Raw genomic sequence first — 21,636 nt, 5'->3', positions numbered from 1 at the left:
GAACGGTGACCGGCGCCTCAGGCCTCGCGATAAACCTCCGCGCCCTGCGCGCGGAACTCGGCGGATTTCTCCGCCATCCCGGCTTCCAGCGCCTTGGCCTCGTCGACGCCGTGCTCGGCGGCGTAGTCGCGCACGTCCTGGGTGATCTTCATCGAGCAGAAGTGCGGGCCGCACATCGAGCAGAAGTGCGCGACCTTGTGCGCGTCCTTCGGCAGCGTCTCATCGTGGAATTCCTTCGCTTTCTCGGGGTCGAGGCCGAGGTGGAACTGGTCCTGCCAGCGGAACTCGAAGCGCGCCTTGCTCAGCGCGTTGTCGCGCACCTGCGCGCCGGGATGGCCCTTGGCGAGGTCGGCGGCGTGGGCGGCGATCTTGTACGCCATGATGCCGTCGCGCACGTCCTCGCGGTTGGGCAGGCCCAGGTGTTCCTTCGGCGTCACGTAGCAGAGCATGGCCGTGCCGTACCAGCCGATCATCGCCGCGCCGATCGCGCTGGTGATGTGGTCGTAGCCGGGCGCGATGTCGGTGGTCAGCGGGCCGAGCGTGTAGAACGGCGCCTCGCCGCACTCGCGCAGCTGCTTGTCCATGTTCTCCTTGATCAGCTGCATCGGCACGTGGCCGGGGCCTTCGATCATGGTCTGCACGTCGTGCTTCCACGCGATCCTGGTCAGCTCGCCGAGGGTTTCCAGCTCGCCGAACTGGGCGGCATCGTTGGCGTCGGCGATGCAGCCGGGGCGCAGGCCGTCGCCGAGCGAGAAGGCGACGTCGTAGGCCTTCATGATCTCGCAGATGTCCTCGAAATGCGTGTAGAGGAAGTTCTCCTTGTGGTGCGCCAGGCACCACTTCGCCATGATCGAGCCGCCGCGCGAGACGATGCCGGTGACGCGCCTCGCGGTCAGCGGCACGTAGCGCAACAACACGCCGGCGTGGATGGTGAAGTAGTCCACGCCCTGCTCGGCCTGCTCGACGAGGGTGTCGCGGAAGATCTCCCAGGTCAGTTCCTCGGCGCGGCCATCGACCTTCTCCAACGCCTGGTAGATCGGCACCGTGCCGATCGGCACCGGCGAATTGCGGATGATCCACTCGCGGGTCTCGTGGATGTGCTTGCCGGTGGACAGGTCCATCACCGTGTCGCCGCCCCAGCGGATCGACCACACCAGCTTCTCCACTTCTTCCGCGATGCCCGACGAGACCGCGCTGTTGCCGATGTTGGCGTTGATCTTGGTCAGGAAGTTGCGGCCGATGATCATCGGCTCGCTTTCCGGGTGGTTGATGTTGTTCGGCAGGATTGCGCGGCCGCGGGCGATTTCGTCGCGCACGAATTCGGGCGTGATGAGCTTCTGGATGTTCGCCCCGAAGCTCTCGCCCGGATGCTGCGACAGCAGGTGCGCCTCGCGCACGGCGTCGAGGCGCTGGTTCTCGCGGATCGCGACGAATTCCATCTCGGGGGTGACGATGCCGCGCCTGGCGTAATGCATCTGGCTGACGTTGGCGCCGGCCTTCGCACGCCGTGGCAGCACGCGATTCGGGAAGCGGACGGCATCCAGCTTGGCATTGCCTTCGCGGCCACGGCCGAATTCCGAACTCAGTTGCGACAACACCTCGGTATCGCCGCGCTCCTCGATCCACTTCGCGCGCAGCGCCGGCAAGCCGGCCGACAGGTCGATGCGCGCGTCCGGGTCGGTATACGGGCCGGAACAGTCGTAGACCGTGACTGGCGGGTTGTCCTCGCCGCCGAACAGGGTGGGCGTGCGGGTCAGCGCGATCTCGCGCATCGGCACGCGCAGGTCGGCGCGCGAGCCGGCGACATGGATCTTGCGCGAGCCGGGGATCGGCCGGGTCACGGAATCGGACAGCTGTTCGGTCTGGCGGAGCAGGTCGCTGGGCACGGCATTCATGGCATTCGTCCAAATGAAAAACGGGACGAAGCGGCGGCGCGACACATGCGGTCAGTCGCGAAGCTTCCCTACGGCGGTCTCAACCGCATCAGGTTCGAAGGGTCTGTCTCAACCACGCCACGGATCGGCGCGGTACCCCCGCTTCGGGGCGAATTAGACCATATCGCCCCGGCGGCCGCCGGCCGCGCCGATGACCGGTCACACCGCGTCCAGCATCGCCTTGTCGCGCACCGCGCCCTTGTCCGCGCTGGTGGCGAGCAACGCATAGGCCTTCAGCGCGCTGCTGACCTTGCGCGACCGCGGCTGCGCAGGCTTCCAGCCAATCGGCTCCTGTTCTGCACGGCGTGCGGCGAGTTCATCGGCTGGAACCTGCAGGTCGATACTGCGCGCCGGGATATCGATGCGGATGCGGTCGCCATCGCGGACCAGACCGATCGCACCACCAGCCGCTGCCTCCGGCGAGACATGGCCGATGCTCAGGCCGGAGGTACCCCCGGAGAAGCGGCCATCGGTGAGCAGCGCGCAGGCTTTGCCCAAGCCTTTCGACTTGAGATACGAAGTCGGGTACAGCATCTCCTGCATGCCCGGGCCGCCCTTCGGGCCTTCGTAGCGGATCACCACGACATCGCCCGGCTGCACCTCGTCGCCAAGGATCGCCGCCACCGCCGCATCCTGGCTTTCGTAGACGCGGGCGTTGCCTTCGAACACATGGATCGACTCATCGACGCCGGCGGTCTTCACGACGCAACCGTCGACGGCGATGTTGCCGTGGAGCACGGCGAGGCCGCCCTCCTTCGAGTACGCGTGTTCGACGCTGCGAATGCAGCCTTCGGTGCGATCCGCGTCCAGCGAGGGCCAGCGCGTGGCCTGGCTGAAGGCCACCTGCGTGGGAATCCCCGCGGGACCGGCCTTGTAGAACGTCGCGACATCACCGTCGTCGACGGTGGCGATGTCCCACTGCGCGATCGCCTCGCCCAGGGTCTTCGCATGCACGGTGGCGACATCGGTGTGCAGCAGGCCGCCACGCGCCAGCTCGCCGAGGATCGCCATGATTCCGCCAGCGCGATGCACGTCCTCGATGTGGAACTTCTGCGTGTTCGGCGCGACCTTGCACAGCTGCGGCACGCGCCGGCTGAGCGCGTCGATGTCGCGCATGCTGAAGTCGACGCCCGCTTCCTGTGCGGCGGCGAGCAGATGCAGGATGGTATTGGTCGATCCGCCCATCGCGATGTCCAGGGTCATCGCGTTCTGGAAGGCCTCGAAGGTGGCGATGCCACGCGGCAAGGCGCGCGCGTCCTCCGCGCCGTACCAGCGATGACACAGCTCCACCGCCAGCACGCCGGCGCGCTTGAACAGGGCCTCGCGATCCGCATGCGTGGCCAGCAGGGTGCCGTTGCCGGGCAGCGACAGGCCCAATGCTTCGGTCAGGCAATTCATCGAGTTGGCGGTGAACATGCCGCTGCACGAGCCGCAGGTCGGGCAGGCGCTGCGTTCGACCGCGGCGACCTGTTCGTCGCTGGCATTCGGATCGGCGGCCAGCACCATCGCGTCGACCAGGTCGAGCTTGTGCTCGGCGAGTTTCGTCTTGCCCGCCTCCATCGGCCCGCCGGACACGAACACTGCCGGGATGTTCAGGCGCAACGCCGCCATCAGCATCCCGGGGGTGATCTTGTCGCAGTTGGAGATGCACACCAGCGCGTCGGCGCAATGGGCATTGGCCATGTATTCGACCGAGTCGGCGATCAGCTCGCGCGAGGGCAGCGAATACAGCATGCCGTCGTGTCCCATCGCGATGCCGTCATCCACCGCGATGGTGTCGAACTCCTTGGCGACGCCGCCGACGCGCTCGATCTCGCGCGCGACCAGCTGCCCGAGGTCCTTCAGGTGCACGTGCCCCGGCACGAACTGGGTGAACGAATTGGCGATCGCGATGATCGGCTTGTGGAAGTCGTCGTCGCGCATGCCGGTGGCGCGCCACAGCGCGCGGGCGCCGGCCATGTTGCGGCCATGGGTCGTGGTCTTCGAACGGTACTCGGGCATCTTGGTTCCGCTGCGTGGTGGGGGGCGAACCGCTGGACGCCTTGATTCTGCTGGCTTTCCACGGTTTCAGTTGCAACCGTCGGTCATGCGAAACCGGAATGACGCTGCCTGTTGACATTAGCGCATCCGCCGTGGTCTGCTCGCCTCATGTTGCAGCGCCACACACTTTCGACGACCCCCACGACCGCAGCCGCGGCGACCGTCCTCGTACTCGTCCTTATTACCTCGCCACCAGGTGCGGGACGATCCGGCGCGTAACAACGAAACACAGCCCAGGAATCGCAAACCCCGCACCGCAAGGTGCGGGGTTTTTCGTTTTGGACCCCTCGAAACCCCAGACCCAGGACAGACCGCAATGACCAGCACCGCCACACCCAAGATCGCGATCATCGGCTACGGCAGCCAGGGCCGCGCGCACGCGCTCAACCTCCGCGACTCCGGCTTCGACGTGACCATCGGCCTGCGCGCGGGCGGCCCGACCGAGCTCAAGGCCAAGGCCGACGGCTTCACCGTCAAGGCACCCGCCGACGCGGCCCGGGACGGCGACATCGTCGCCATCCTCACCCCCGACATGGTCCAGCCGCAGCTCTACGGCGAGGTCATCGAGCCGAACATCCGCCAGGGCGCCTGCCTGCTGTTCGCGCACGGCTTCAACGTCCATTACGGCCAGATCACCCCGCGCGACGACCTCGACGTCGTCCTCGTCGCGCCCAAGGGGCCGGGTGCGCTGGTCCGCCGCGAATACGAGATCGGCCGCGGCGTGCCCTCGGTCTACGCGATCCACCAGGACCGCAGCGGCCAGGCCGAACAACTGGCGCTGACCTATTGCGCCGGCATCGGCGGCGCGCGCCAGAACGCGATCAAGACCACCTTCAAGGAAGAGACCGAAACCGACCTGTTCGGCGAGCAGGCCGTGCTGTGCGGCGGCGCGACGCGGCTGGTGCAGGCCGGCTGGGAAACCCTGGTCGAGGCCGGCTACCAGCCGGAGGTCGCGTATTACGAGTGCCTGCACGAACTCAAGCTGATCGTCGACCTGTTCTACGAGGGCGGCATCACCCGCATGCACGAGTTCATCAGCGAGACCGCGCAGTACGGCGCGCTGACCCGCGGCGACTACATCGTCGACGCCAACACCCGCGCGCAGATGAAGAAGGTGCTGGCGGAGATCCAGGACGGCACCTTCGCCCGCCAGTGGATCGCCGAATACGCCGCCGGGAACGCCAATTACAAGGCGATGAAACAGGCCGACCTCGACCATCCCATCGAAGCCATCGGCAAGAAGCTGCGCGCCAACATGAAGTGGCTGGCATCGTCGCAGGCGCAGCCCGCGAAGCCGGCGACGGCCGGAGCCCAACCGCAGAGCGAGGCCGCGTGATGAACGGCGCCCGCTGGCTGGCGCAAGCCCTGGTCGCGGAAGGCGTGGAGACCCTGTTCGGGTATCCCGGCGGCACCATCATGCCCTTCTACGACGCCCTGCATGGCACCCCGGCGCTGAAGCACGTGCTGGTACGCCACGAACAGGGCGCGGCCTTCGCCGCGAACGGCTATGCGCGCGCCAGCGGGCGCGTCGGGGTGTGTGTGGCGACCTCCGGCCCGGGCGCGTCCAACCTGGTCACCGGCATCGCCGACGCGATGCTGGACTCGGTGCCGATGGTGGTGATCACCGGACAGGTGGCGACCACGCTGATGGGCACCGACGCGTTCCAGGAACTGGACGTGTTCGCGATGACCCTGCCGATGGTCAAGCACAGCTTCATCGCGCGCAGTGTCGATGACCTGCCGACGATGGTGGCCGAGGCCTTCCGGCTGGCGCGCAGCGGCCGGCCCGGCCCGGTGCTGATCGACCTGCCCAAGGACGTGCAGATGGCCGATGCCGCGCACCTGCCCGCCCACGCGTCGCTGGGCATGGATGCGGCGGAACCACCGAAGGATGCCTCCCTGCACGAGGCGCTGGCGCTGGTCTCGCAGGCGCAGCGGCCGGTCGTCTACGGCGGCGGCGGGATCGTGCTGGGCGAGGCCGTGCAGGCCTTCCGCACCTTCGTCGACGCCACCCAGATCCCCTCCGTGCTGACCCTGAAGGGCCTGGGCGCGCTGCCGACCGCGCATCCGCTCAACCTGGGGATGCTGGGCATGCACGGCAGCCGCGCCGCCAACCTGGCGGTGCAGGAGGCCGACCTGTTGATCGTGGTCGGCGCCCGCTTCGACGACCGCGCCACCGGCAAGCTGGCCGAGTTCGCGCCGCATGCGCGCGTGGTGCACATGGACATCGACGCCGCCGAGATCGGCAAGCTGCGGCATGCCGATGCCGGCGTCCGCGGCGACATCGCCACGACCCTGACCAAGCTGACCCTGCCCTGCGCCGCGCACCTGCACGGGCGCCACGGCCCCGCGCGCAAGGCCTGGCGCGCGCAGTGCCAGCAGCGCGCGCGGCAATGGGCGGCGCGCTACGACGCCCCCGGCGAAGGCGTGTATGCGCCGGCCCTGCTCAAGCGCCTGTCGGAACTGGCGCCCCGCGCCACCGTCGCCTGCGACGTCGGCCAGCACCAGATGTGGGTGGCGCAGCACTGGCGCCTGTCGCAGCCGCGCGCGCACCTGACCAGCGGCGGCCTGGGCGCGATGGGTTTCGGGTTGCCCGCGGCGATGGGCGCGCAGATCGCCTTCGAGGAATGCGGTGATCGCGGCGCCCAGGTGATCTGCGTGAGCGGCGACGGCTCGATCATGATGAACATCCAGGAGCTGGCGACATTCAAGCGCTACCGGCTGCCGGTGAAGATCGTGCTGCTCGACAACCAGGCCCTGGGCATGGTCCGCCAGTGGCAGGAACTGTTCTTCGAGAAGCGCTATTCCGAGATCGACCTGTCCGACAACCCGGACTTCGCCGCAGTCGCCGCGGCCTTCGGTATCCAGGCATTGCACGTCGACCGTGCCGCCGACGTCGAGGCTGCGCTGCAGGCCCTGCTCGCGGCCGACGGACCGGCCCTGCTGCACGTCGCCATCGACACCGCCGCCAACGTCTGGCCGCTGGTGCCGCCGAACCGCTGCAACGCCGAGATGCTCGATCCGGACGCCGCGCGCGACGCGGATGCCGCCACCTCCCCCACCAAGGACGCCGCCCATGCGCTACCAGCTTGACCTCACCCTGCGCCGCGCCGAGGGCGCGCTCGCCCGCGTGCTCGGCACCGCCGAACGCCGCGGCTTCCAGCCGCTCAGCGTGGATGGCGAAACCCAGGCCGACGGCGATCGCTGGCACCTGCGCATGACCGTCGAGGGCCAGCGCGAACCGGAGGGCCTGCAGCAGCAGCTGGCCAAGCTGTACGACTGCCTCGCCGTGCAGGTGCAGCCATGCGCGTGATCGCCCGCAGTGCGGTGCGCGATGGCGATGCCGCGCGCGGCGACCGGCCGGCCGTCGCCTGATGGACGATTCGGTAGCCCGCGCCGCGCAGGTGACCGCCAGCGACGTGCTGGCGGCGCAGGCGCGGCTGCGCCGTTACCTCAACCCGACGCCGCTGCACTACGCCGAACGCTTCGGCTGCTGGCTGAAGCTGGAGAACCTGCAGCGCACCGGTTCCTACAAGGTGCGCGGCGCGATGAACGCGTTGCTGGTCGCGCGCGAGCGCGGCGACCACCGCCCCACCATCGCCGCGTCCGCCGGCAACCACGCGCAGGGCCTGGCCTGGGCCGCGTACCGGCTGGGCATGCCGGCGATCACGGTGATGCCGCGCACCGCGCCCGAGACCAAGGTCGCCGGCGTCGCGCATTGGGGCGCCACGGTGCGCCTGCACGGCGACAGCTATGACGAGGCGAAGGCGTTCGCCGCCGAGCTGGCGGCGCAGCACGACTACCGGCTGCTGCCCGCGTTCGACGATCCCGACGTGATCGCCGGCCAGGGCACCGTCGGGCTGGAGCTGGCGCCACTGATGCCGGACGTGGTGCTGGTGCCGATCGGCGGCGGCGGGCTGGCCGCGGGCGTGGCACTGGCACTGGTGTCGCAAGGCGTGAAGCTGGTCGGCGCGCAGGTGGAGGGCGTGGACGCGATGGCGCGCGCCCTGCGCGGCGACGCCGGCGTGCGCGAGCCGGTGGCCACCTTGGCCGACGGCGTGCGCGTGCGCGATCCCGGCCAATTGACCCGCGCCGTGCTGCAGCCGCTGCTGGACGACATCGTCATCGTGCGCGAGGCGGAGTTGCGCGAAACCCTGGTGCGGCTGGCGCTGGAGGAGCACGTGATCGCCGAGGGCGCCGGTGCGCTGGCCCTGGCCGCGGGGCGCCGCGTGCCCGGCAAGCGCAAGTGCGCGGTGGTCTCCGGCGGCAACCTGGATGCCGGCGTGCTGGCCGCGCTGCTGCGCGACATCCGCCCGCGCCCGCCGCGCAAGCCACGTCGGCGGGTGCAGGAAGCGCCGGCTGCCTGGGCCGTCGATGGCCCGGTGCTGGACATCGCGGAAGCACGCGCGGGGGCGTCGCGACTTAGGCCGGCGGCGGCCGCACGCCACGCCACCCCGCCTTCCGCCCCTGCCGCACGTTTCGAGGACTGCCCCACGTGACCGTCTCCACCCCCGCCCGCATCCGCATCTTCGACACCACCCTGCGCGATGGCGAACAATCGCCCGGCTTCACCATGGGCGCCGCGCAGAAGGTCGCCTTCGCGCGCGCGCTCGAGGAGCTCGGCGTCGACGTGATCGAGGCCGGCTTCCCCAACAGCTCGCCCGCCGACTACAGCGCGGTGCAGACCATCGCCCGCGAGATCCGCGCCTGCACCATCGCCGCGCTGGCCCGCTGCCACCCGGCCGACATCGATGCGTGCGCCGGTGCCCTGCAACATGCGCACGCCCCGCGCATCCACGTCTTCATCTCCACCAGCCCGCTGCATCGCCAGCACAAGCTGGGCATGAGCCGCGCGCAGGTGCTCGAGCACGCGGTGATGGGCGTCTCGCGTGCCCGCCTGCACGTGGACGACGTCGAATTCTCCGCCGAGGATGCGACCCGCACCGAACGCGAATTCCTGGTCGAGGTGTTCGAGGCCGCGATCGAGGCCGGCGCCACCACCCTCAACGTGCCCGACACCGTGGGCTACGCCACCCCCGGGGACATGCGCGCGCTGTTCGACTACCTGCGCAGCCACGTGCGCGGCGCCGAGCGCGTGGTGTTCAGCGCGCACTGCCACGACGACCTCGGCCTGGGCGTGGCGAATTCGCTGGCCGCGATCGAGGGCGGCGCGCGCCAGGTGGAATGCACCATCAACGGGATCGGCGAACGCGCCGGCAACGCCGCGATGGAGGAGCTGGCGATGGCGCTGAAGGTGCGTGGCGCCTACTACGGCGCCGACACCGGGCTGGACACGCGCAAGCTGCTGGCGACCTCGCGGCTGTTGTCGCGGATCACCGGCATGCAGGTGCAACGCAACAAGGCGATCGTCGGCCTGAACGCCTTCGCCCACGAGTCCGGCATCCACCAGCACGGCATGCTCAAGCACCGCGACACCTACGAGATCATGCGGCCGCAGGACGTGGGCTGGGAGGACTCGCAGCTGGTGCTGGGACGGCACAGCGGGCGCGCGGCGGTGGCCGACCGCGTCCGCCGGCTCGGCTACGTGCTCGACGATGCGCAACTGGACCAGCTGATCGTCGACGCCAAGGCGCTGACCCAGACCCAGCACGTGGTCACCGACCGCGACCTGCAGCGGCTGGTGGAGGGCGAAGCCTTCGGCCAGGGCTGGCGGATCGCCGGCATGCGCCTGGCCGACGAAGGCGGCGCCGCCCATGCACGGGTCGAGCTGTCCGATCCTTCCGGTCGCCACGTGACCCAGGGCGCCGAGGGCGAGGGGCCGGTCGAGGCGCTGTTCGCGGCGCTCTCGCACGCGACCGGCGTCGGCTTCGTGCTGGAGACCTACGAGGTCCACAGCATGGGCATGGGCGCGGACGCGCGTGGTGAAGCGAACCTCAGCGCACGCATCGACGGCGAGCTGGTCACCGGCCAGGGCACCAGCCGCGACGTCCTGCAGGCCAGCGCGATCGCCTGGCTGGACGTCGCCAACCGGGTACTGCGCGAGCGCCAGCCGCTGCGCGAGGCGGTGGTCGCATGAGCCGCAACGCTGCCGCGCCGCCGCGCACGCTGTTCGACAAACTGTGGGATGCGCACCTGGTCGCCGCCGAGCGCGAGGATGCACCGGCAGTGCTGTACATCGACCTGCATCTGGTGCACGAAGTGACCTCGCCGCAGGCCTTCGCCGAACTAGCGGCGCGCGGCCTGCCGGTGCGCCGGCCGGAGCGCACCATCGGCACGCTGGACCACTCCACCCCGACCCTGCCCGCCGATGCCAACGGCCGCCTGCCCTACGCCACGGCGGATGCCGAGGCGCAGGTGGCGCGCCTGCGCGAGAACGCCGCGCGCTTCGGCATCGAACTGTTCGACTTCGACAGCGACCAGCGCGGCATCGTGCACGTGATCGGCCCGGAGCTGGGCCTGACCCAACCCGGCATGACCATCGTCTGCGGCGACAGCCACACCGCCACCCACGGCGCGTTCGGCGCGCTCGCGTTCGGGATCGGCACCAGCGAAGTCGGCCACGTGCTGGCGACGCAATGCCTGCTGCAGCGCAAGCCGCGGACCATGGCGATCACCGTGGACGGCGAGCTCGCCGCGGGCGTCACCGCCAAGGACCTGGTCCTGCACCTGATCGGCATGATCGGGGTCAACGGCGGCACCGGCCACGTCATCGAGTACCGCGGCAGCGCGATCCGCGCGCTGTCGATGGAAGGCCGCATGACCCTGTGCAACATGTCCATCGAGGCCGGCGCGCGCGCCGGCATGGTGGCCCCCGACGAGACTACCTTCGACTACCTGCGCGGCCGCCCGCGTGCGCCGAAGGGCGCCGACTTCGACCGCGCGGCGATGCAGTGGCGGACCCTGCACAGCGACGACGGCGCGGTGTTCGACCGCGAAGTGCGGATCGACGCGCGCGACATCCGCCCGACCATCACCTGGGGTACCCACCCGGGCCAGGTGGTGCCGCTCGCCGGGCGGGTGCCGATGGATGCCGGCGAGGATGCCGCCAAGGCCCGCCAGTACATGGGCTGGGAGGCCGGCGCCGCGGTCGCCGGGCGCGCGGTCGACGTGGTGTTCGTCGGCAGCTGCACCAACTCGCGGCTGTCCGACCTGCGCGAGGTGGCCGCGGTGCTGCGCGGGCGGCGCGTGCATCCCGGCGTGCGCCTGCTGGTGGTGCCGGGGTCGGCGGCGGTCAAGCGCGAGGCCGAGGCCGAAGGCATCGACCACGTGGTGCGCGCGGCGGGCGGCGAATGGCGCGAGCCGGGCTGCTCGATGTGCATCGCGATGAACGGCGACCTGGTCGGCGCCGGGCAACTGGCGGTCTCGACCAGCAACCGCAATTTCGAGGGCCGGCAGGGCAAGGGAGCGCGCACCGTGCTCGCCTCGCCGCCGGTCGCCGCGGCCTGCGCGGTCGCCGGGCGGATCGTGGATCCGCGCGACCTGCCTGCGGCCTCGCCCGCCACGGAGGCCGCGTGAGCGCCGCCGTCATCCGCTCGCGCACCGTGGTGCTGCGCGAGCGCAACATCGACACCGACCAGATCATCCCCGCGCGCTTCCTCACCACCACCGAGCGCGCGGGCATCGGGCGCCATGCCTTCAGCGACTGGCGCAGCCTCGCCAACGGGTCGCCCGATCCGGACTTCCCGTTCAACCGGCCGGAGAACGCCGGCGCGCAGGTGCTCGTGGCCGGCCGCAACTTCGGCTGCGGTTCCTCGCGCGAGCATGCGCCGTGGGCGCTGGTCGACCTCGGCCTGCGCGCGGTGGTGAGCAGCGAGATCGCCGACATCTTCCGCAGCAACGCGCTGAAGAACGGCCTGCTGCCAGTGGTGCTGGAGGCGGAGATCGTCGACGAACTGCTCGACGCGCCCGGCATCGAGCTGTCGATCGACATCGCCGCGCGCCGGGTCACCCTCCCCGATGGCCGCGCCTTCGCGTTCCCGCTGGACGCCTTCGCCCGCACCTGCCTGCTGGAGGGCGTCGACCAGCTCGGCTACCTGCTCAAGCAGGCCGATGCGATCGCCGCGTTCGAGCAGCGCCACGCCCTCCCTTCCCCTGCATCCCCGGAGTCCCGCCATGCACGCTGACATCGTCGTCCTTCCCGGCGACGGCATCGGCCCGGAAGTCACCGCCGCCGCGGTCGACGTCCTGCGCGCCGTCGCCGCCCGCCACGGCCATGCCTTCCGCTTCCACACCCATGCGATCGGCGGTGCCGCGATCGACGCCACCGGCGAGCCGTTGCCGGCCGCCACCCTGGAGGCCGCGCGGCGCGCCGACGCGATCCTGCTCGGCGCGGTCGGCGGCCCGAAGTGGTCCGACCCGAACGCACGCGTGCGCCCGGAGCAGGGCCTGCTGGCGATCCGCAAGGCGCTGGGCCTGTACGCCAACCTGCGCCCGGTGAAGCCGCACCCGGCCACGCTAGGCGCCTCGCCGGTCAAGCCGCACCTGTTGCAGGGCGTGGACCTGGTGGTGGTGCGCGAACTCACCGGCGGGATCTACTTCGGCGACAAGGCCCGCGAGGCCGATGCCGCCAGCGACCTGTGCCGCTACTCGGTGGCCGAGGTCGAGCGCGTGGTGCGGGTCGCGGCCGGGTTGGCGCGGGCGCGCCGCGGGCGCCTGACCTCGGTCGACAAGGCCAACGTGCTGGAGACCTCGCGGCTGTGGCGCGACGTGGCCACGCGCGTGGTGCGCGACGAATTCCCCGACGTCGAACTCGAGCACCAGCTGGTCGATTCGATGGCGATGCACCTGATCGCGCGCCCGCGCGCCTACGACGTGATCGTCACCGAGAACATGTTCGGCGACATCCTGACCGACGAGGCCTCGATGCTGGCCGGCTCGCTGGGCCTGCTGCCCAGCGCCTCGCTGGGCGACGGCAAGGCCGGCCTGTACGAACCGATCCACGGCTCCGCGCCGGACATCGCGGGACGCGGGATCGCCAATCCCTACGCGGCGATCCTCAGCGCGGCCATGCTGCTGCGGCATTCGCTGGGCCTGCACGCGGAAGCGCAGGCGGTCGAGCATGCGGTGTCGCAGGCGCTGGACGACGGCCGCCTGACCGCCGACATCGCCACCGCCGGCAAGCCGACGGTGGCCACCCGCGCGGCGACCGACGCAGTCATCGACGCGCTCCAGCTGCCCAGCCAGGTGATGGAGCTGCGCGACTGATCAGGCGGCGCGCGGCTCGTCCTCGCGCACGCGGAACCAGGCCGCGTACAGCGCCGGCAGGAACAGCAGGGTCAGGGCGGTCGCAACGATCAGGCCGCCCATGATCGCCACCGCCATCGGCCCATAGAACACCGAGCGCGACAGCGGGATCATCGCCAGCACCGCGGCCAGCGCGGTCAGCACGATCGGCCGGAAGCGGCGCACGGTGGCCTCGATGATCGCGTGCCAGCGGTCGGCGCCGGCGGCGATGTCCTGCTCGATCTGGTCCACCAGGATCACCGAGTTGCGCATGATCATGCCGGCCAGCGCGATGGTGCCGAGCATCGCCACGAAGCCGAACGGCACCCGGAACACCAGCAGGAACAGGGTGACCCCGATCATCCCCAGCGGCGCGGTGGCCAGCACCAGCGCGGTGCGCGAGAAGCTGCGCAGCTGCAGCATCAGCAGGGTCACCACCACCAGCACGAACAGCGGCATCCCGGCCTTGATCGAGTTCTGCCCGCGCGCCGAGTCCTCCACCGTGCCGCCGGTGGCCAGCAGGTAGCCCTCGGGCAGCGTCGCGCGGATGTCCTCCAGCGTCGGCGCGATCTGCGCGACCACGGTCGGCGGGGTCAGGCGGGTGCCGATGTCGGCGCGCACGGTGACCGTGGGCAGGCGGTCGCGGTGCCAGATGATGCCGTCCTCGAAGACGTCCTCCAGCGTCGCCACCTGCGCCAGCGGCACCGACTGCCCGCTGGCGGTGGGCACGGCCAGGCTGCCGAGCAGGTCCAGCCGCGCACGCTCGTCGTCGGGGCCGCGCAGCAGCACCTCGATCAACTCGTTGCCCTCGCGATAGGTGCTGACGTGCAGCCCGGACAGCGACCCCGACAGGAACTTCGCCAGCGCCGCCGAGCTCACGCCCAGCGCGCGCGCGCGGTCCTGGTCAACGACCAGGCGCACGACCTTGCTCGGCTCGTCCCAGTCGAGGTTGACGTTGGTGACGTTGGGGTTCTCGCGCACCTTGGCCTCGACCTGCCGGGCCAGCACGCGCACGCGGTCGATGTGCTCGCCGCTGACCCGGAACTGCACCGGGTAGCCGACCGGCGGGCCGTTCTCCAGGCGGGTCACGCGCATCTGGATCTCGGGGAAGCGCGGCGCGACCTCGTGGGTGAGCCAGTCGCGGACCTGCTCGCGGGCGGCGACGTCGCGCGCGCGCACCACGAACTGGGCGAAGTTGGCCTGCGGCAACTGCTGGTCCAGCGGCAGGTAGAAGCGCGGCGAACCGGTGCCCACGTAGGCGACGTAATTCTCGATGCCGTCGCGGCCGGCGATCATCGCCTCCAGCTTCCTGGCCTGCGCCTCGGTGGCGCGCAGCGACGCGCCCTCGGCCAGCTCCAGGTCGACCATCAGTTCGGGCCGCGTGGAATCCGGGAAGAACTGCTGCGGGACGAAGCGGAACAGCGCGATCGACGCGACGAAGGCGAGCACGGTCACCGCGATCACCAGCCAGCGATGGCGCAGGCAGGCATCCAGCAGGCCGCGGAAGCGCCGGTAGAACGGCGTGGCATGCGGGTCGTGCGGCGCATCCGAAGCCACGTCGAGGGTCGCGCCGGTGAAGCGGGCGCGCAGCCGCTGCAGCAGCGACGGCTTGAGGTGCGCGTCGTGCAGGTCCGGCAGCATGCGGTCGCCGAGGTAGGGGATGAACAGGATCGCGGCGATCCACGACACCACCAGGGCGATGGTCACCACCTGGAACAGCGAGCGCGTGTATTCACCGGTGCTCGACGCCGCGGTGGCGATCGGCAGGAAGCCGGCCGCGGTGACCAGGGTGCCGGTGAGCATCGGGAACGCGGTGGTCTCGTAGGCGAAGGCCGCGGCCTTCAGGCGCGAGAAGCCCTGCTCCATCTTCACCGCCATCATCTCCACGGCGATGATCGCGTCGTCCACCAGCAGGCCCAGCGCCAGCACCAGCGCGCCCAGCGAGATCTTGTGCAGGCCGATGCCGAACCAGTGCATCGCGGCGAAGGTCATCGCCAGCACCAGCGGGATGCTCACCGCGACCACCAGCCCGGTGCGCAGGCCGAGCGAGAAGAAGCTGACCAGCAGCACGATCGCCACCGCCTCGCCGAGCACGCGCACGAACTCGCCGACCGAATCGCGCACCGCATGCGGCTGGTCGGACACCTTGCGCAGCTCCATGCCGGCCGGCAGCGCGCGTTGCAGGCGCGCGAACTCGGATTCCAGCGCATCGCCCAGGCGCAGGATGTCGCCGCCGTCCTTCATCGCCACCGCGATGCCGATCGCGTCGTCGCCCATGAAGCGCATGCGCGGCGCGGCCGGGTCGGCGAAGCCGCGCTGCACCGTCGCGATGTCGCCGAGGCGCACCGTGCGGTCGCCGGCGCGGATCGGGAATTCGCGCAGTTCGTCGACCGAGCGGAACGCGCCGCTCACCCGCAGCTGCACGCGGTCCGACGCGGTCTCGAAGAAGCCCGCCGGCACCACCGCGTTCTGTTCGGCCAGCGCCTGCTGGACCGCGGACAGCGGGATGCCCAGCGTCGCCAGCTTGGTGTTGCTGACCTCGATCCACACCTTCTGGTCCTGCAGGCCGACCAGGTCGACCTTGCCGACGTCGGGCACCCGCTGCAGCGCCAGCTGGATGCGGTCGGCGTAGTCCTTCAGCACCGCGTAGTCGAAGCCCTTGCCGGTCAAGGCGTAGATGTTGCCGAAGGTGTCGCCGAATTCGTCGTTGAAGAACGGGCCGACGGTGCCCTCGGGCAGGGTCGGGCGGATGTCGCCGACCTTCTTGCGGATCTGGTACCAGACGTCGGGCACGCCCTTGCTGGGCATCGCGTCGCGGGCCATGAAGATCACCTGCGACTCGCCCGGCCGCGAGTACGAGCGGATGAACTCGTACTTGCCGGTGGTCATCAGCGCCTTCTCGACGCGCTCGGTCACCTGGGTCGAAACCTCCTGCGCGGTGGCGCCCGGCCACAGCGTGCGCACCACCATCGCCTTGAAGGTGAACGGCGGATCCTCGGATTGGCCGAGCCGGGTGTAGGACCACGCGCCGAGCACGGCCAGCACCAGCATCGCGTAGACCACCAGCGAGCGGTTCGCCAGCGCCCACTCGGAGACGTTGAAGCGGCGCATGTCAGCGCGCCCCGGGCGCGGCGCCGACCGGGCGGTTGTCGCGGTCGACCGGCGCGACCACCTGGCCCTCGCGCAGCAAGTGGCCACCGGCGGCGACGATCCAGTCGCTGGCGGCCACGCCGGACAGCACCGGCACGCTGTCCGCGCCGAACGGGCCCAGGGTCACCGGCGCGCGGCGCAGGGCGTGCGTGCCCGGCGCCACCACCCACACCGAGGCGCGGCCGGCCTCGTCGCGCTGCAGGGCCGACAACGGGATGCGCAGGGCGGCGGCCGGGCCGGCCTGCTGCACGTACACCCGCGCGCTCTGGCCGAGGTCCACCGCGGCGGCGGCGGCCGGCTCCAGCGCGACGCGCGCGGCGTAGGTCCGCACCTGCGGATCGGCGGCGGGCGCGATCTCGCGGATGCGCGCGGGCAGGCGTTCGCCGGCGCGCCCCCACAGTTCGACCAACGCGGGCTGCCCGACCTGGAAGTCGCGGATGCGCGCTTCCGGCAGCGCGATCTGCACCTCGCGGCCGGCATCGCCGGCCAGGATGTAGATGGCCTGGCCGGCGGCGACGGTCTGCCCGGCTTCGGCCATGCGGCTGGCGATCACGCCATCGCGCGGGGCCCGCAGTTGGGTGTAGCCCGTCTGGTTGCCGGCGACCCCGGCCTGCGCGCGCGCCGCCCGCGCCTGGCCCTCGGCGGCGCGATAGGCCGCGAGTTGCGCGTCGTAGGTGGAGCGACTCACCAGTTGCTGGTCGGCCAGCGCCTTGTAGCGGTCGAGGTCGGCGCGGGCGCGCAGCAGCGCGGCTTCGGCGGCGGCCACCTGCGCCTGCGCGGCACCGGCCTGCAGGCGCTGGTCGCCCGGGTCTAGTTCGGCCAGCAGCTGGCCCTGACGCACGCGATCGCCGGCATCCACCAGGCGTCGCGCGAGGTTGCCGCCGATGCGGAACGACAGCGGGTTCTCGTTGCGCGCGCGCACTTCGCCGGCGAAGGCATCGAACGCGAGGTCCGGCCCACCGCCGGGCTGCACCACCAGCACCGGGCGCGGCGGCGCCGGAGGCGCCTGCTTGCCGCCGCACGCGGCCAGCGCCGCGATCGCCATGACCACTCCGAGACGCCATTGCCTGCCGTGCATCGTCCGCTCCCCGTGCAAGGGTATGTTAATGAACCGAGCGGTATAGTAAATTTGCTGAACCGATTGGTCTACTATTTTCCACGCCGATGTCACGCCCGACTCCGCCCGCGTCGAACCGCCCTGTCCCGCCCACCCGGGTGGCCGGTCCCGGCCGTCCCAAGGACCTGGGCAAGCGCGCGGCCGTGCTGGAGGCCGCCAAGCGGATGTTCACCGCGCATGGCTTCGATGGCGTCAGCATGGACCAGATCGCGGCCGAGGCCGGCGTGTCCAAGCTGACGGTCTACAGCCACTTCGGCGACAAGGACAGCCTGTTCGCGGAGGCGGTGCGCGCGCACTGCGAGCAGGGCATGCCGACCCGGCTGTTCGAGGACGGCCAGGACGCGCCGCTGCGCGAGCGCCTGACCCGCATCGGGCTGGCCTTCCACGCGATGATCATGACCCCCGAGGCGATCGCCGGGCACCGCATCCTGTGCTCGCCGCAGGTCGCCGCCAGCAACATGCCCGCGGTGTTCTGGGAAGCCGGCCCGCAGCGCGTGCAGTCGTCCTTCACCGCCTTGCTGGAACGCCGCATTGCCCGCGGCGAACTCGACATCCCGGATCCGCCGCGCGCCGCCGCGCAGTTCTTCACCCTGCTCAAGGGCGAGCCGCATGCGCAGGCCGTGTTCGGCTATTGCTGCGGCCAGCCGCAGGAGTCCGCCGAAGAGCATGTCGCCGGCGTGGTCGAGTTGTTTCTGCGCGCCTACGGCACCGATCCCGCGCATCGCGCGCGGCGGCCATGAGCGACGGGCGCAGCGCGCTCCGGGTGCCGGAATGGCCGGTGACTTCCGGCACTGCGTGCCACTGTGCTAACACAGCCAGACTCCCCACCAACGACGCGGGCCCGACCGCTACAATTGCTGGTTGACCGCCACGGATCCCGACCCATGCACTTCGACTACGCCAAGGCCCGCGAAAACATGGTGGAGCAGCAGGTCCGCCCCTGGGACGTGCTGGATGCACGCGTCCTCGAGGCGATCGCCACGCTCCCGCGCGAAGCATTCGTCGCCGAGGCCAACCGCGCGCTCGCCTATGCCGACCTCGCGCTGCCGCTGGCGCATGGCGAGGCGATGATGAAGCCGGTGCTCGAGGGCCGCACCCTGCAATCGCTGCTGCCCGGCGCCGACGAATCGGTGCTCGAGATCGGCACCGGCAGCGGCTACCTGGCCGCCTGCCTCGGCCGCCTCGCCCGCGAGGTGGTCAGCATCGAACGCCACGCCGACCTTGCCGATGCCGCGCGCGCGCGATTGGCCGCGCAGGGCATCGGCAACGTGCGCGTCGAGGCCGCCGACGCCTTCGCCTGGGATGCCCCGCAGGCGTTCGACGCGATCTGCGTGACCGGCGCCGTCGAGAGCGTGCCGGAGCGGTTCCTGTCCTGGCTCAAGCCCGGCGGGCGCCTGTTCGCGGTGACCGGCCGTTCGCCGGCGATGGAAGCGGTGCTGGTGCATCGCGACGTCAACGGCACGCGCGTCGAATCGTTGTTCGAAACCGACTTGCCCTACCTGGCCGGCGCCGCGCCGCGCCCCGAATTCAGCCTGTAGTCCTCCCCCCTTCCCCACGCCCGATCCCGCGCCAAAGGACCCCCCATGTTGCGTCGCCCGCTCGCTTTCGCCCTCGCCATCGCCCTGCTGCCCGCAGCGGCGCAGGCCGACGACCTGCTGCAGAGCTACCAGAAGGCGCGCAGCAGCGACCCGCAGTACGCCGCCGCCGAATCGCAGCGCGCGATCGACGCCGAACGCCCGATCCAGGCGCGCGCGGCACTGCTGCCGCAGCTGAGCGGCTCGGTCGGGGTGACCCGCAGCGACCCGGGTCCGGGCGGCAGCTCGCGCAGCGGTTCTTGGGGCCTGAGCCTGCAGCAGTCGGTGTTCGACTACGGCAACTACACCGCGCTGCGCGCGGCCAAGTCGCTGGACCGTGCGGGCGGCTTCGACCTCGAGGCGGCCGGCCTGAACCTGATCACGCGCACCTCCTCCGCGTACTTCAACGTGCTGGTCCAGCTGGAAACGCTGACCGCCGCCGAAGCTGCGGAAACCGCGCTGAAGAAGCAGTTCGACTTCGCCAGCAAGCGCCTCGAGGTCGGCCTGGCGCCGATCACCGACGTGCATGAAGCCCGCGCCCAGTACGACGCCGCGCGCGCCAACACCATCCTGTCGCGCAACGCGGTCAAGGATGCCTACCAGGCGCTGGTCGAGATCACCGGCAGCCCGGTCGCCTCGCTGAAGGGCCTGCCGAACGACTTCAAGCCGTCGCTGCCGGACCAGCAGGACGTGGAAGCCTGGGTCGCCACCGCGATCGAGAACAACCCGTCGCTCAAGGCGCAGCGCGCCACGCTCGACGCGGCTGAGGCCAACGTCGGCACCGCGCGCTCGGGCCATTACCCGACCCTGGGCCTGAGCGCCTCGTACGGCAAGGCGCTGACCGGCGTGTTCGATCCGCCTTACCTCGGCGCCAACGATCCTTCGAGCACGGTCGGCCTGTCGCTGCGCATCCCGATCTTCTCCGGCTTCGCCACCCAGTCCAGCGTGCGCAGTTCGCTGGCCCAGCGCGACGCCGCGGCCGACGGCCTGGAGCAGACCCGCCGCGCGATCGAGCGCAACACCCGCAATGCCTACCAGACCCTGGTCGCCGGCATCAGCGAGGTCGAGGCGCGCCGGCTGGCGCTGGTGTCCGCGCAAAGCGCGTACGACGCCTCGCAGGTCGGCCTCGAAGTGGGCACCCGCACCGTGCTCGACGTGCTGATCAACCAGCGCACCCTGCTCGCCGCGCAGCAGGCCTATGCGCAGGCCAAGTACAACTTCCTGCTGAGCCGGCTGTTCCTGGAGCAGGCCGCCGGCACGCTGCAGGTGTCGGATGTCGAGGACGTGAACCGCATGCTGACCACCGACGAGTCGGTGGCCAAGGCGCTGGGCACCGTGCAGTAAACGCTCAGGCCCGCGGCAACGCGGGCTCGACCAGGGCGACGGTGCGCGCCAGCGCGCCGCGTCCCCGTTCCAGCAGGCGCAGGGCATTCGCCGTCATCCGCGCCCGGGCCTCCGGCTCGGCGAACTGGCCGGCGACGGCTGCGCCCAGCCCTTCCGCGTCATCCACCACGCGCATCGCATCGGCCTCGCGCAGGCGACGCGCGATGTCGGCGAAATTGTGCAGGTGCGGCCCGCTGAGGATGGCGGTGCGGGTCGCCGCCGGTTCCAGCAGGTTGTGCCCGCCGACCGGCTGCAGGCTGCCGCCCACGAATGCCACCTGCGCGCAGGCGTAGAAGCGCGTCAATTCGCCAAGCGTATCGATCACGAAGGCCTGCGCCTCGCCCGGCCAGCGATCCTCGCTGCGCGTGCGCACCCGCAACCCGGCATCGCGCAGGCGCTGCGCGACCGCGCGGAAGCGCTCGGGATGCCGCGGCGCCCACAGCAGCAGGGCATCGGGCCAGCGCCGGAGCAACGCGCGATGCGCGTCAAGCACCGCGGCTTCCTCGTCTTCGTGGGTACTGGCCGCGATCCACACCGGCCCGTCGCCGTCGCGGCCGGCGCTGAATTCCGCGACGAACCCGGCGTGGTCGACCGGCGGGGTGTCGAACTTGAGGTTGCCGGTCACCACCACGCGCGCCGGATCTGCGCCGAGGCGCACGAAGCGCGCGGCATCGGCCTCGGACTGCGCGGCGACCAGGCGCACGCTGCGCAAGGCCCGGCGGATCAGCGGATCCAGCACACGGTAGCCGTGCAGCGAGCGCGCCGACAGCCGCGCATTGAGGATGAAGCTGGGGATCCCGCGGTCGCGGCAGGCGAACAACAGGTTCGGCCACAACTCGGTTTCGACGATCAGCGCCAGCGCGGGGCGGAAATGCGCGAGGAAACGCCCCACCGCACCCGGCAGGTCGTAGGGCAGGTAGACATGCACCACGGACTCGCCCCACAACGCCTGCACGCGCTCCGAGCCGGTCGGGGTGATGGTGGTGACCACGATGCGCAGCCCGGGATGCTCGCGCAGCAGGCGATCCACCAAGGGCGCGGCGGCGTTCACCTCGCCCACCGAGACCGCGTGCAGCCACAGCGGCGCCTCGGCGGTGGCCGCGGGATAACTGGCGTACCGCTCGTTCCACCGCTTGAAGTACGCACGCTGGCGGAAGCCGCGCCAGATCAGGTGGTAGAGGGTGATCGGCGCCAGCACGTACAGGGTGGCCGAGTACAGGCCGCGCAGCACGCGTTCGGTGAAGTCCACACGCAT

General features: G+C 70.9%; 16 protein-coding genes and 1 riboswitch. Of the genes, 11 read left to right on the top strand and 5 right to left on the bottom strand.

Annotated features, from left to right (window positions below; all coding sequences use genetic code 11):
* Window positions 1–17: 17 nt before the first annotated feature.
* Window positions 18–1,895 (bottom strand): phosphomethylpyrimidine synthase ThiC, encoded by a 1,878-nt coding sequence (thiC, locus tag ON759_RS11625; RefSeq protein ID WP_271680550.1) that lies wholly within the window; start codon window positions 1,893–1,895, stop codon window positions 18–20.
* 47 nt (window positions 1,896–1,942) lie between these two features.
* Window positions 1,943–2,045: riboswitch (TPP riboswitch) on the bottom strand.
* A 48-nt stretch (window positions 2,046–2,093) separates the two neighbouring features.
* The gene (gene ilvD, locus ON759_RS11620; RefSeq protein ID WP_271680549.1) at window positions 2,094–3,935 is read right to left on the bottom strand and encodes a dihydroxy-acid dehydratase; all 1,842 of its coding nucleotides are present in this window, start codon (window positions 3,933–3,935) and stop codon (window positions 2,094–2,096) included.
* A 355-nt stretch (window positions 3,936–4,290) separates the two neighbouring features.
* Between ilvD and ilvC the strand changes: the two genes are divergently transcribed.
* The 8 genes from ilvC to leuB all read left to right on the top strand — a co-directional run bounded on the left by ilvC (window position 4,291) and on the right by leuB (window position 13,139).
* Complete coding sequence (ilvC, locus tag ON759_RS11615; RefSeq protein WP_271680548.1) at window positions 4,291–5,310, top strand: ketol-acid reductoisomerase; 1,020 nt, start codon at window positions 4,291–4,293, stop codon at window positions 5,308–5,310.
* Window positions 5,310–7,067: an acetolactate synthase 2 catalytic subunit gene (ilvG, locus tag ON759_RS11610; RefSeq protein WP_271680547.1), complete on the top strand. Its 1,758-nt coding sequence runs from the start codon at window positions 5,310–5,312 to the stop codon at window positions 7,065–7,067. Before ilvC ends, ilvG begins: the two co-directional genes overlap by 1 nt.
* Window positions 7,051–7,287 (top strand): ACT domain-containing protein, encoded by a 237-nt coding sequence (locus tag ON759_RS11605; RefSeq protein WP_271680546.1) that lies wholly within the window; start codon window positions 7,051–7,053, stop codon window positions 7,285–7,287. Before ilvG ends, ON759_RS11605 begins: the two co-directional genes overlap by 17 nt.
* 61 nt (window positions 7,288–7,348) lie before the next feature.
* A complete protein-coding gene (locus ON759_RS11600; protein ID WP_345780550.1) occupies window positions 7,349–8,473 on the top strand; it encodes a threonine dehydratase in 1,125 nt (374 codons plus the stop codon).
* Window positions 8,470–10,011 (top strand): 2-isopropylmalate synthase, encoded by a 1,542-nt coding sequence (locus ON759_RS11595; protein ID WP_425608479.1) that lies wholly within the window; start codon window positions 8,470–8,472, stop codon window positions 10,009–10,011. Before ON759_RS11600 ends, ON759_RS11595 begins: the two co-directional genes overlap by 4 nt.
* On the top strand, window positions 10,008–11,450 hold the full coding sequence (gene leuC, locus ON759_RS11590; RefSeq protein ID WP_271680545.1) for a 3-isopropylmalate dehydratase large subunit: 1,443 nt from the start codon (window positions 10,008–10,010) through the stop codon (window positions 11,448–11,450). The genes ON759_RS11595 and leuC overlap by 4 nt, the downstream gene beginning before the upstream one ends.
* Window positions 11,447–12,058: a 3-isopropylmalate dehydratase small subunit gene (gene leuD, locus ON759_RS11585; protein ID WP_271680544.1), complete on the top strand. Its 612-nt coding sequence runs from the start codon at window positions 11,447–11,449 to the stop codon at window positions 12,056–12,058. Before leuC ends, leuD begins: the two co-directional genes overlap by 4 nt.
* The gene (gene leuB, locus ON759_RS11580; RefSeq protein WP_271680543.1) at window positions 12,048–13,139 is read left to right on the top strand and encodes a 3-isopropylmalate dehydrogenase; all 1,092 of its coding nucleotides are present in this window, start codon (window positions 12,048–12,050) and stop codon (window positions 13,137–13,139) included. The genes leuD and leuB overlap by 11 nt, the downstream gene beginning before the upstream one ends.
* Here the strand turns inward: leuB and ON759_RS11575 are convergent, their stop codons facing one another.
* Both ON759_RS11575 and ON759_RS11570 read right to left on the bottom strand, forming a co-directional pair.
* Window positions 13,140–16,268 carry an efflux RND transporter permease subunit gene (locus ON759_RS11575; protein WP_271680542.1) on the bottom strand — a complete coding sequence of 1,043 codons (3,129 nt, stop codon included), beginning with the start codon at window positions 16,266–16,268 and terminating at the stop codon, window positions 13,140–13,142.
* Between the two features lies 1 nt (window position 16,269).
* Window positions 16,270–17,385, bottom strand: a complete 1,116-nt coding sequence (locus ON759_RS11570; protein ID WP_271680541.1) for an efflux RND transporter periplasmic adaptor subunit — start codon at window positions 17,383–17,385, stop codon at window positions 16,270–16,272.
* 86 nt (window positions 17,386–17,471) lie between these two features.
* On the opposite strand from ON759_RS11570, the gene ON759_RS11565 reads away from it, so the two are divergent.
* The 3 genes from ON759_RS11565 (at window position 17,472) to ON759_RS11555 (ending at window position 20,342) form a co-directional block, all read left to right on the top strand.
* Window positions 17,472–18,164: a TetR/AcrR family transcriptional regulator gene (locus ON759_RS11565; RefSeq protein WP_271680540.1), complete on the top strand. Its 693-nt coding sequence runs from the start codon at window positions 17,472–17,474 to the stop codon at window positions 18,162–18,164.
* 144 nt (window positions 18,165–18,308) lie between these two features.
* A complete protein-coding gene (locus ON759_RS11560; protein WP_271680539.1) occupies window positions 18,309–18,962 on the top strand; it encodes a protein-L-isoaspartate O-methyltransferase family protein in 654 nt (217 codons plus the stop codon).
* Between the two features lie 45 nt (window positions 18,963–19,007).
* Window positions 19,008–20,342 (top strand): TolC family outer membrane protein, encoded by a 1,335-nt coding sequence (locus tag ON759_RS11555; protein WP_271680538.1) that lies wholly within the window; start codon window positions 19,008–19,010, stop codon window positions 20,340–20,342.
* A gap of 4 nt (window positions 20,343–20,346) precedes the next feature.
* Here the strand turns inward: ON759_RS11555 and waaA are convergent, their stop codons facing one another.
* Window positions 20,347–21,636 carry a lipid IV(A) 3-deoxy-D-manno-octulosonic acid transferase gene (waaA, locus tag ON759_RS11550; RefSeq protein WP_271680537.1) on the bottom strand — a complete coding sequence of 430 codons (1,290 nt, stop codon included), beginning with the start codon at window positions 21,634–21,636 and terminating at the stop codon, window positions 20,347–20,349.

This window comes from Thermomonas mangrovi (genome assembly GCF_028201335.1).
Taxonomy (GTDB): Bacteria; Pseudomonadota; Gammaproteobacteria; order Xanthomonadales; family Xanthomonadaceae; genus Thermomonas; species Thermomonas mangrovi.
Note: the sequence above shows the minus strand (reverse complement) of the source record. Positions and strands in the feature narration are given on the sequence as shown.

Bases quoted from the DNA above. Each gene is read 5' to 3' on its own strand.
- thiC (WP_271680550.1), bottom strand. From the start codon at position 1,895: ATGAATGCCGTGCCCAGCGACCTGCTCCGCCAGACCGAACAGCTGTCC.
- ilvD (WP_271680549.1), bottom strand. From the start codon at position 3,935: ATGCCCGAGTACCGTTCGAAGACCACGACCCATGGCCGCAACATGGCC.
- ilvC (WP_271680548.1), top strand. From the start codon at position 4,291: ATGACCAGCACCGCCACACCCAAGATCGCGATCATCGGCTACGGCAGC.
- ilvG (WP_271680547.1), top strand. From the start codon at position 5,310: ATGAACGGCGCCCGCTGGCTGGCGCAAGCCCTGGTCGCGGAAGGCGTG.
- ON759_RS11605 (WP_271680546.1), top strand. From the start codon at position 7,051: ATGCGCTACCAGCTTGACCTCACCCTGCGCCGCGCCGAGGGCGCGCTC.
- ON759_RS11600 (WP_345780550.1), top strand. From the start codon at position 7,349: ATGGACGATTCGGTAGCCCGCGCCGCGCAGGTGACCGCCAGCGACGTG.
- leuC (WP_271680545.1), top strand. From the start codon at position 10,008: ATGAGCCGCAACGCTGCCGCGCCGCCGCGCACGCTGTTCGACAAACTG.
- leuB (WP_271680543.1), top strand. From the start codon at position 12,048: ATGCACGCTGACATCGTCGTCCTTCCCGGCGACGGCATCGGCCCGGAA.
- ON759_RS11575 (WP_271680542.1), bottom strand. From the start codon at position 16,268: ATGCGCCGCTTCAACGTCTCCGAGTGGGCGCTGGCGAACCGCTCGCTG.
- ON759_RS11570 (WP_271680541.1), bottom strand. From the start codon at position 17,385: ATGCACGGCAGGCAATGGCGTCTCGGAGTGGTCATGGCGATCGCGGCG.
- ON759_RS11565 (WP_271680540.1), top strand. From the start codon at position 17,472: ATGTCACGCCCGACTCCGCCCGCGTCGAACCGCCCTGTCCCGCCCACC.
- ON759_RS11560 (WP_271680539.1), top strand. From the start codon at position 18,309: ATGCACTTCGACTACGCCAAGGCCCGCGAAAACATGGTGGAGCAGCAG.
- ON759_RS11555 (WP_271680538.1), top strand. From the start codon at position 19,008: ATGTTGCGTCGCCCGCTCGCTTTCGCCCTCGCCATCGCCCTGCTGCCC.
- waaA (WP_271680537.1), bottom strand. From the start codon at position 21,636: ATGCGTGTGGACTTCACCGAACGCGTGCTGCGCGGCCTGTACTCGGCC.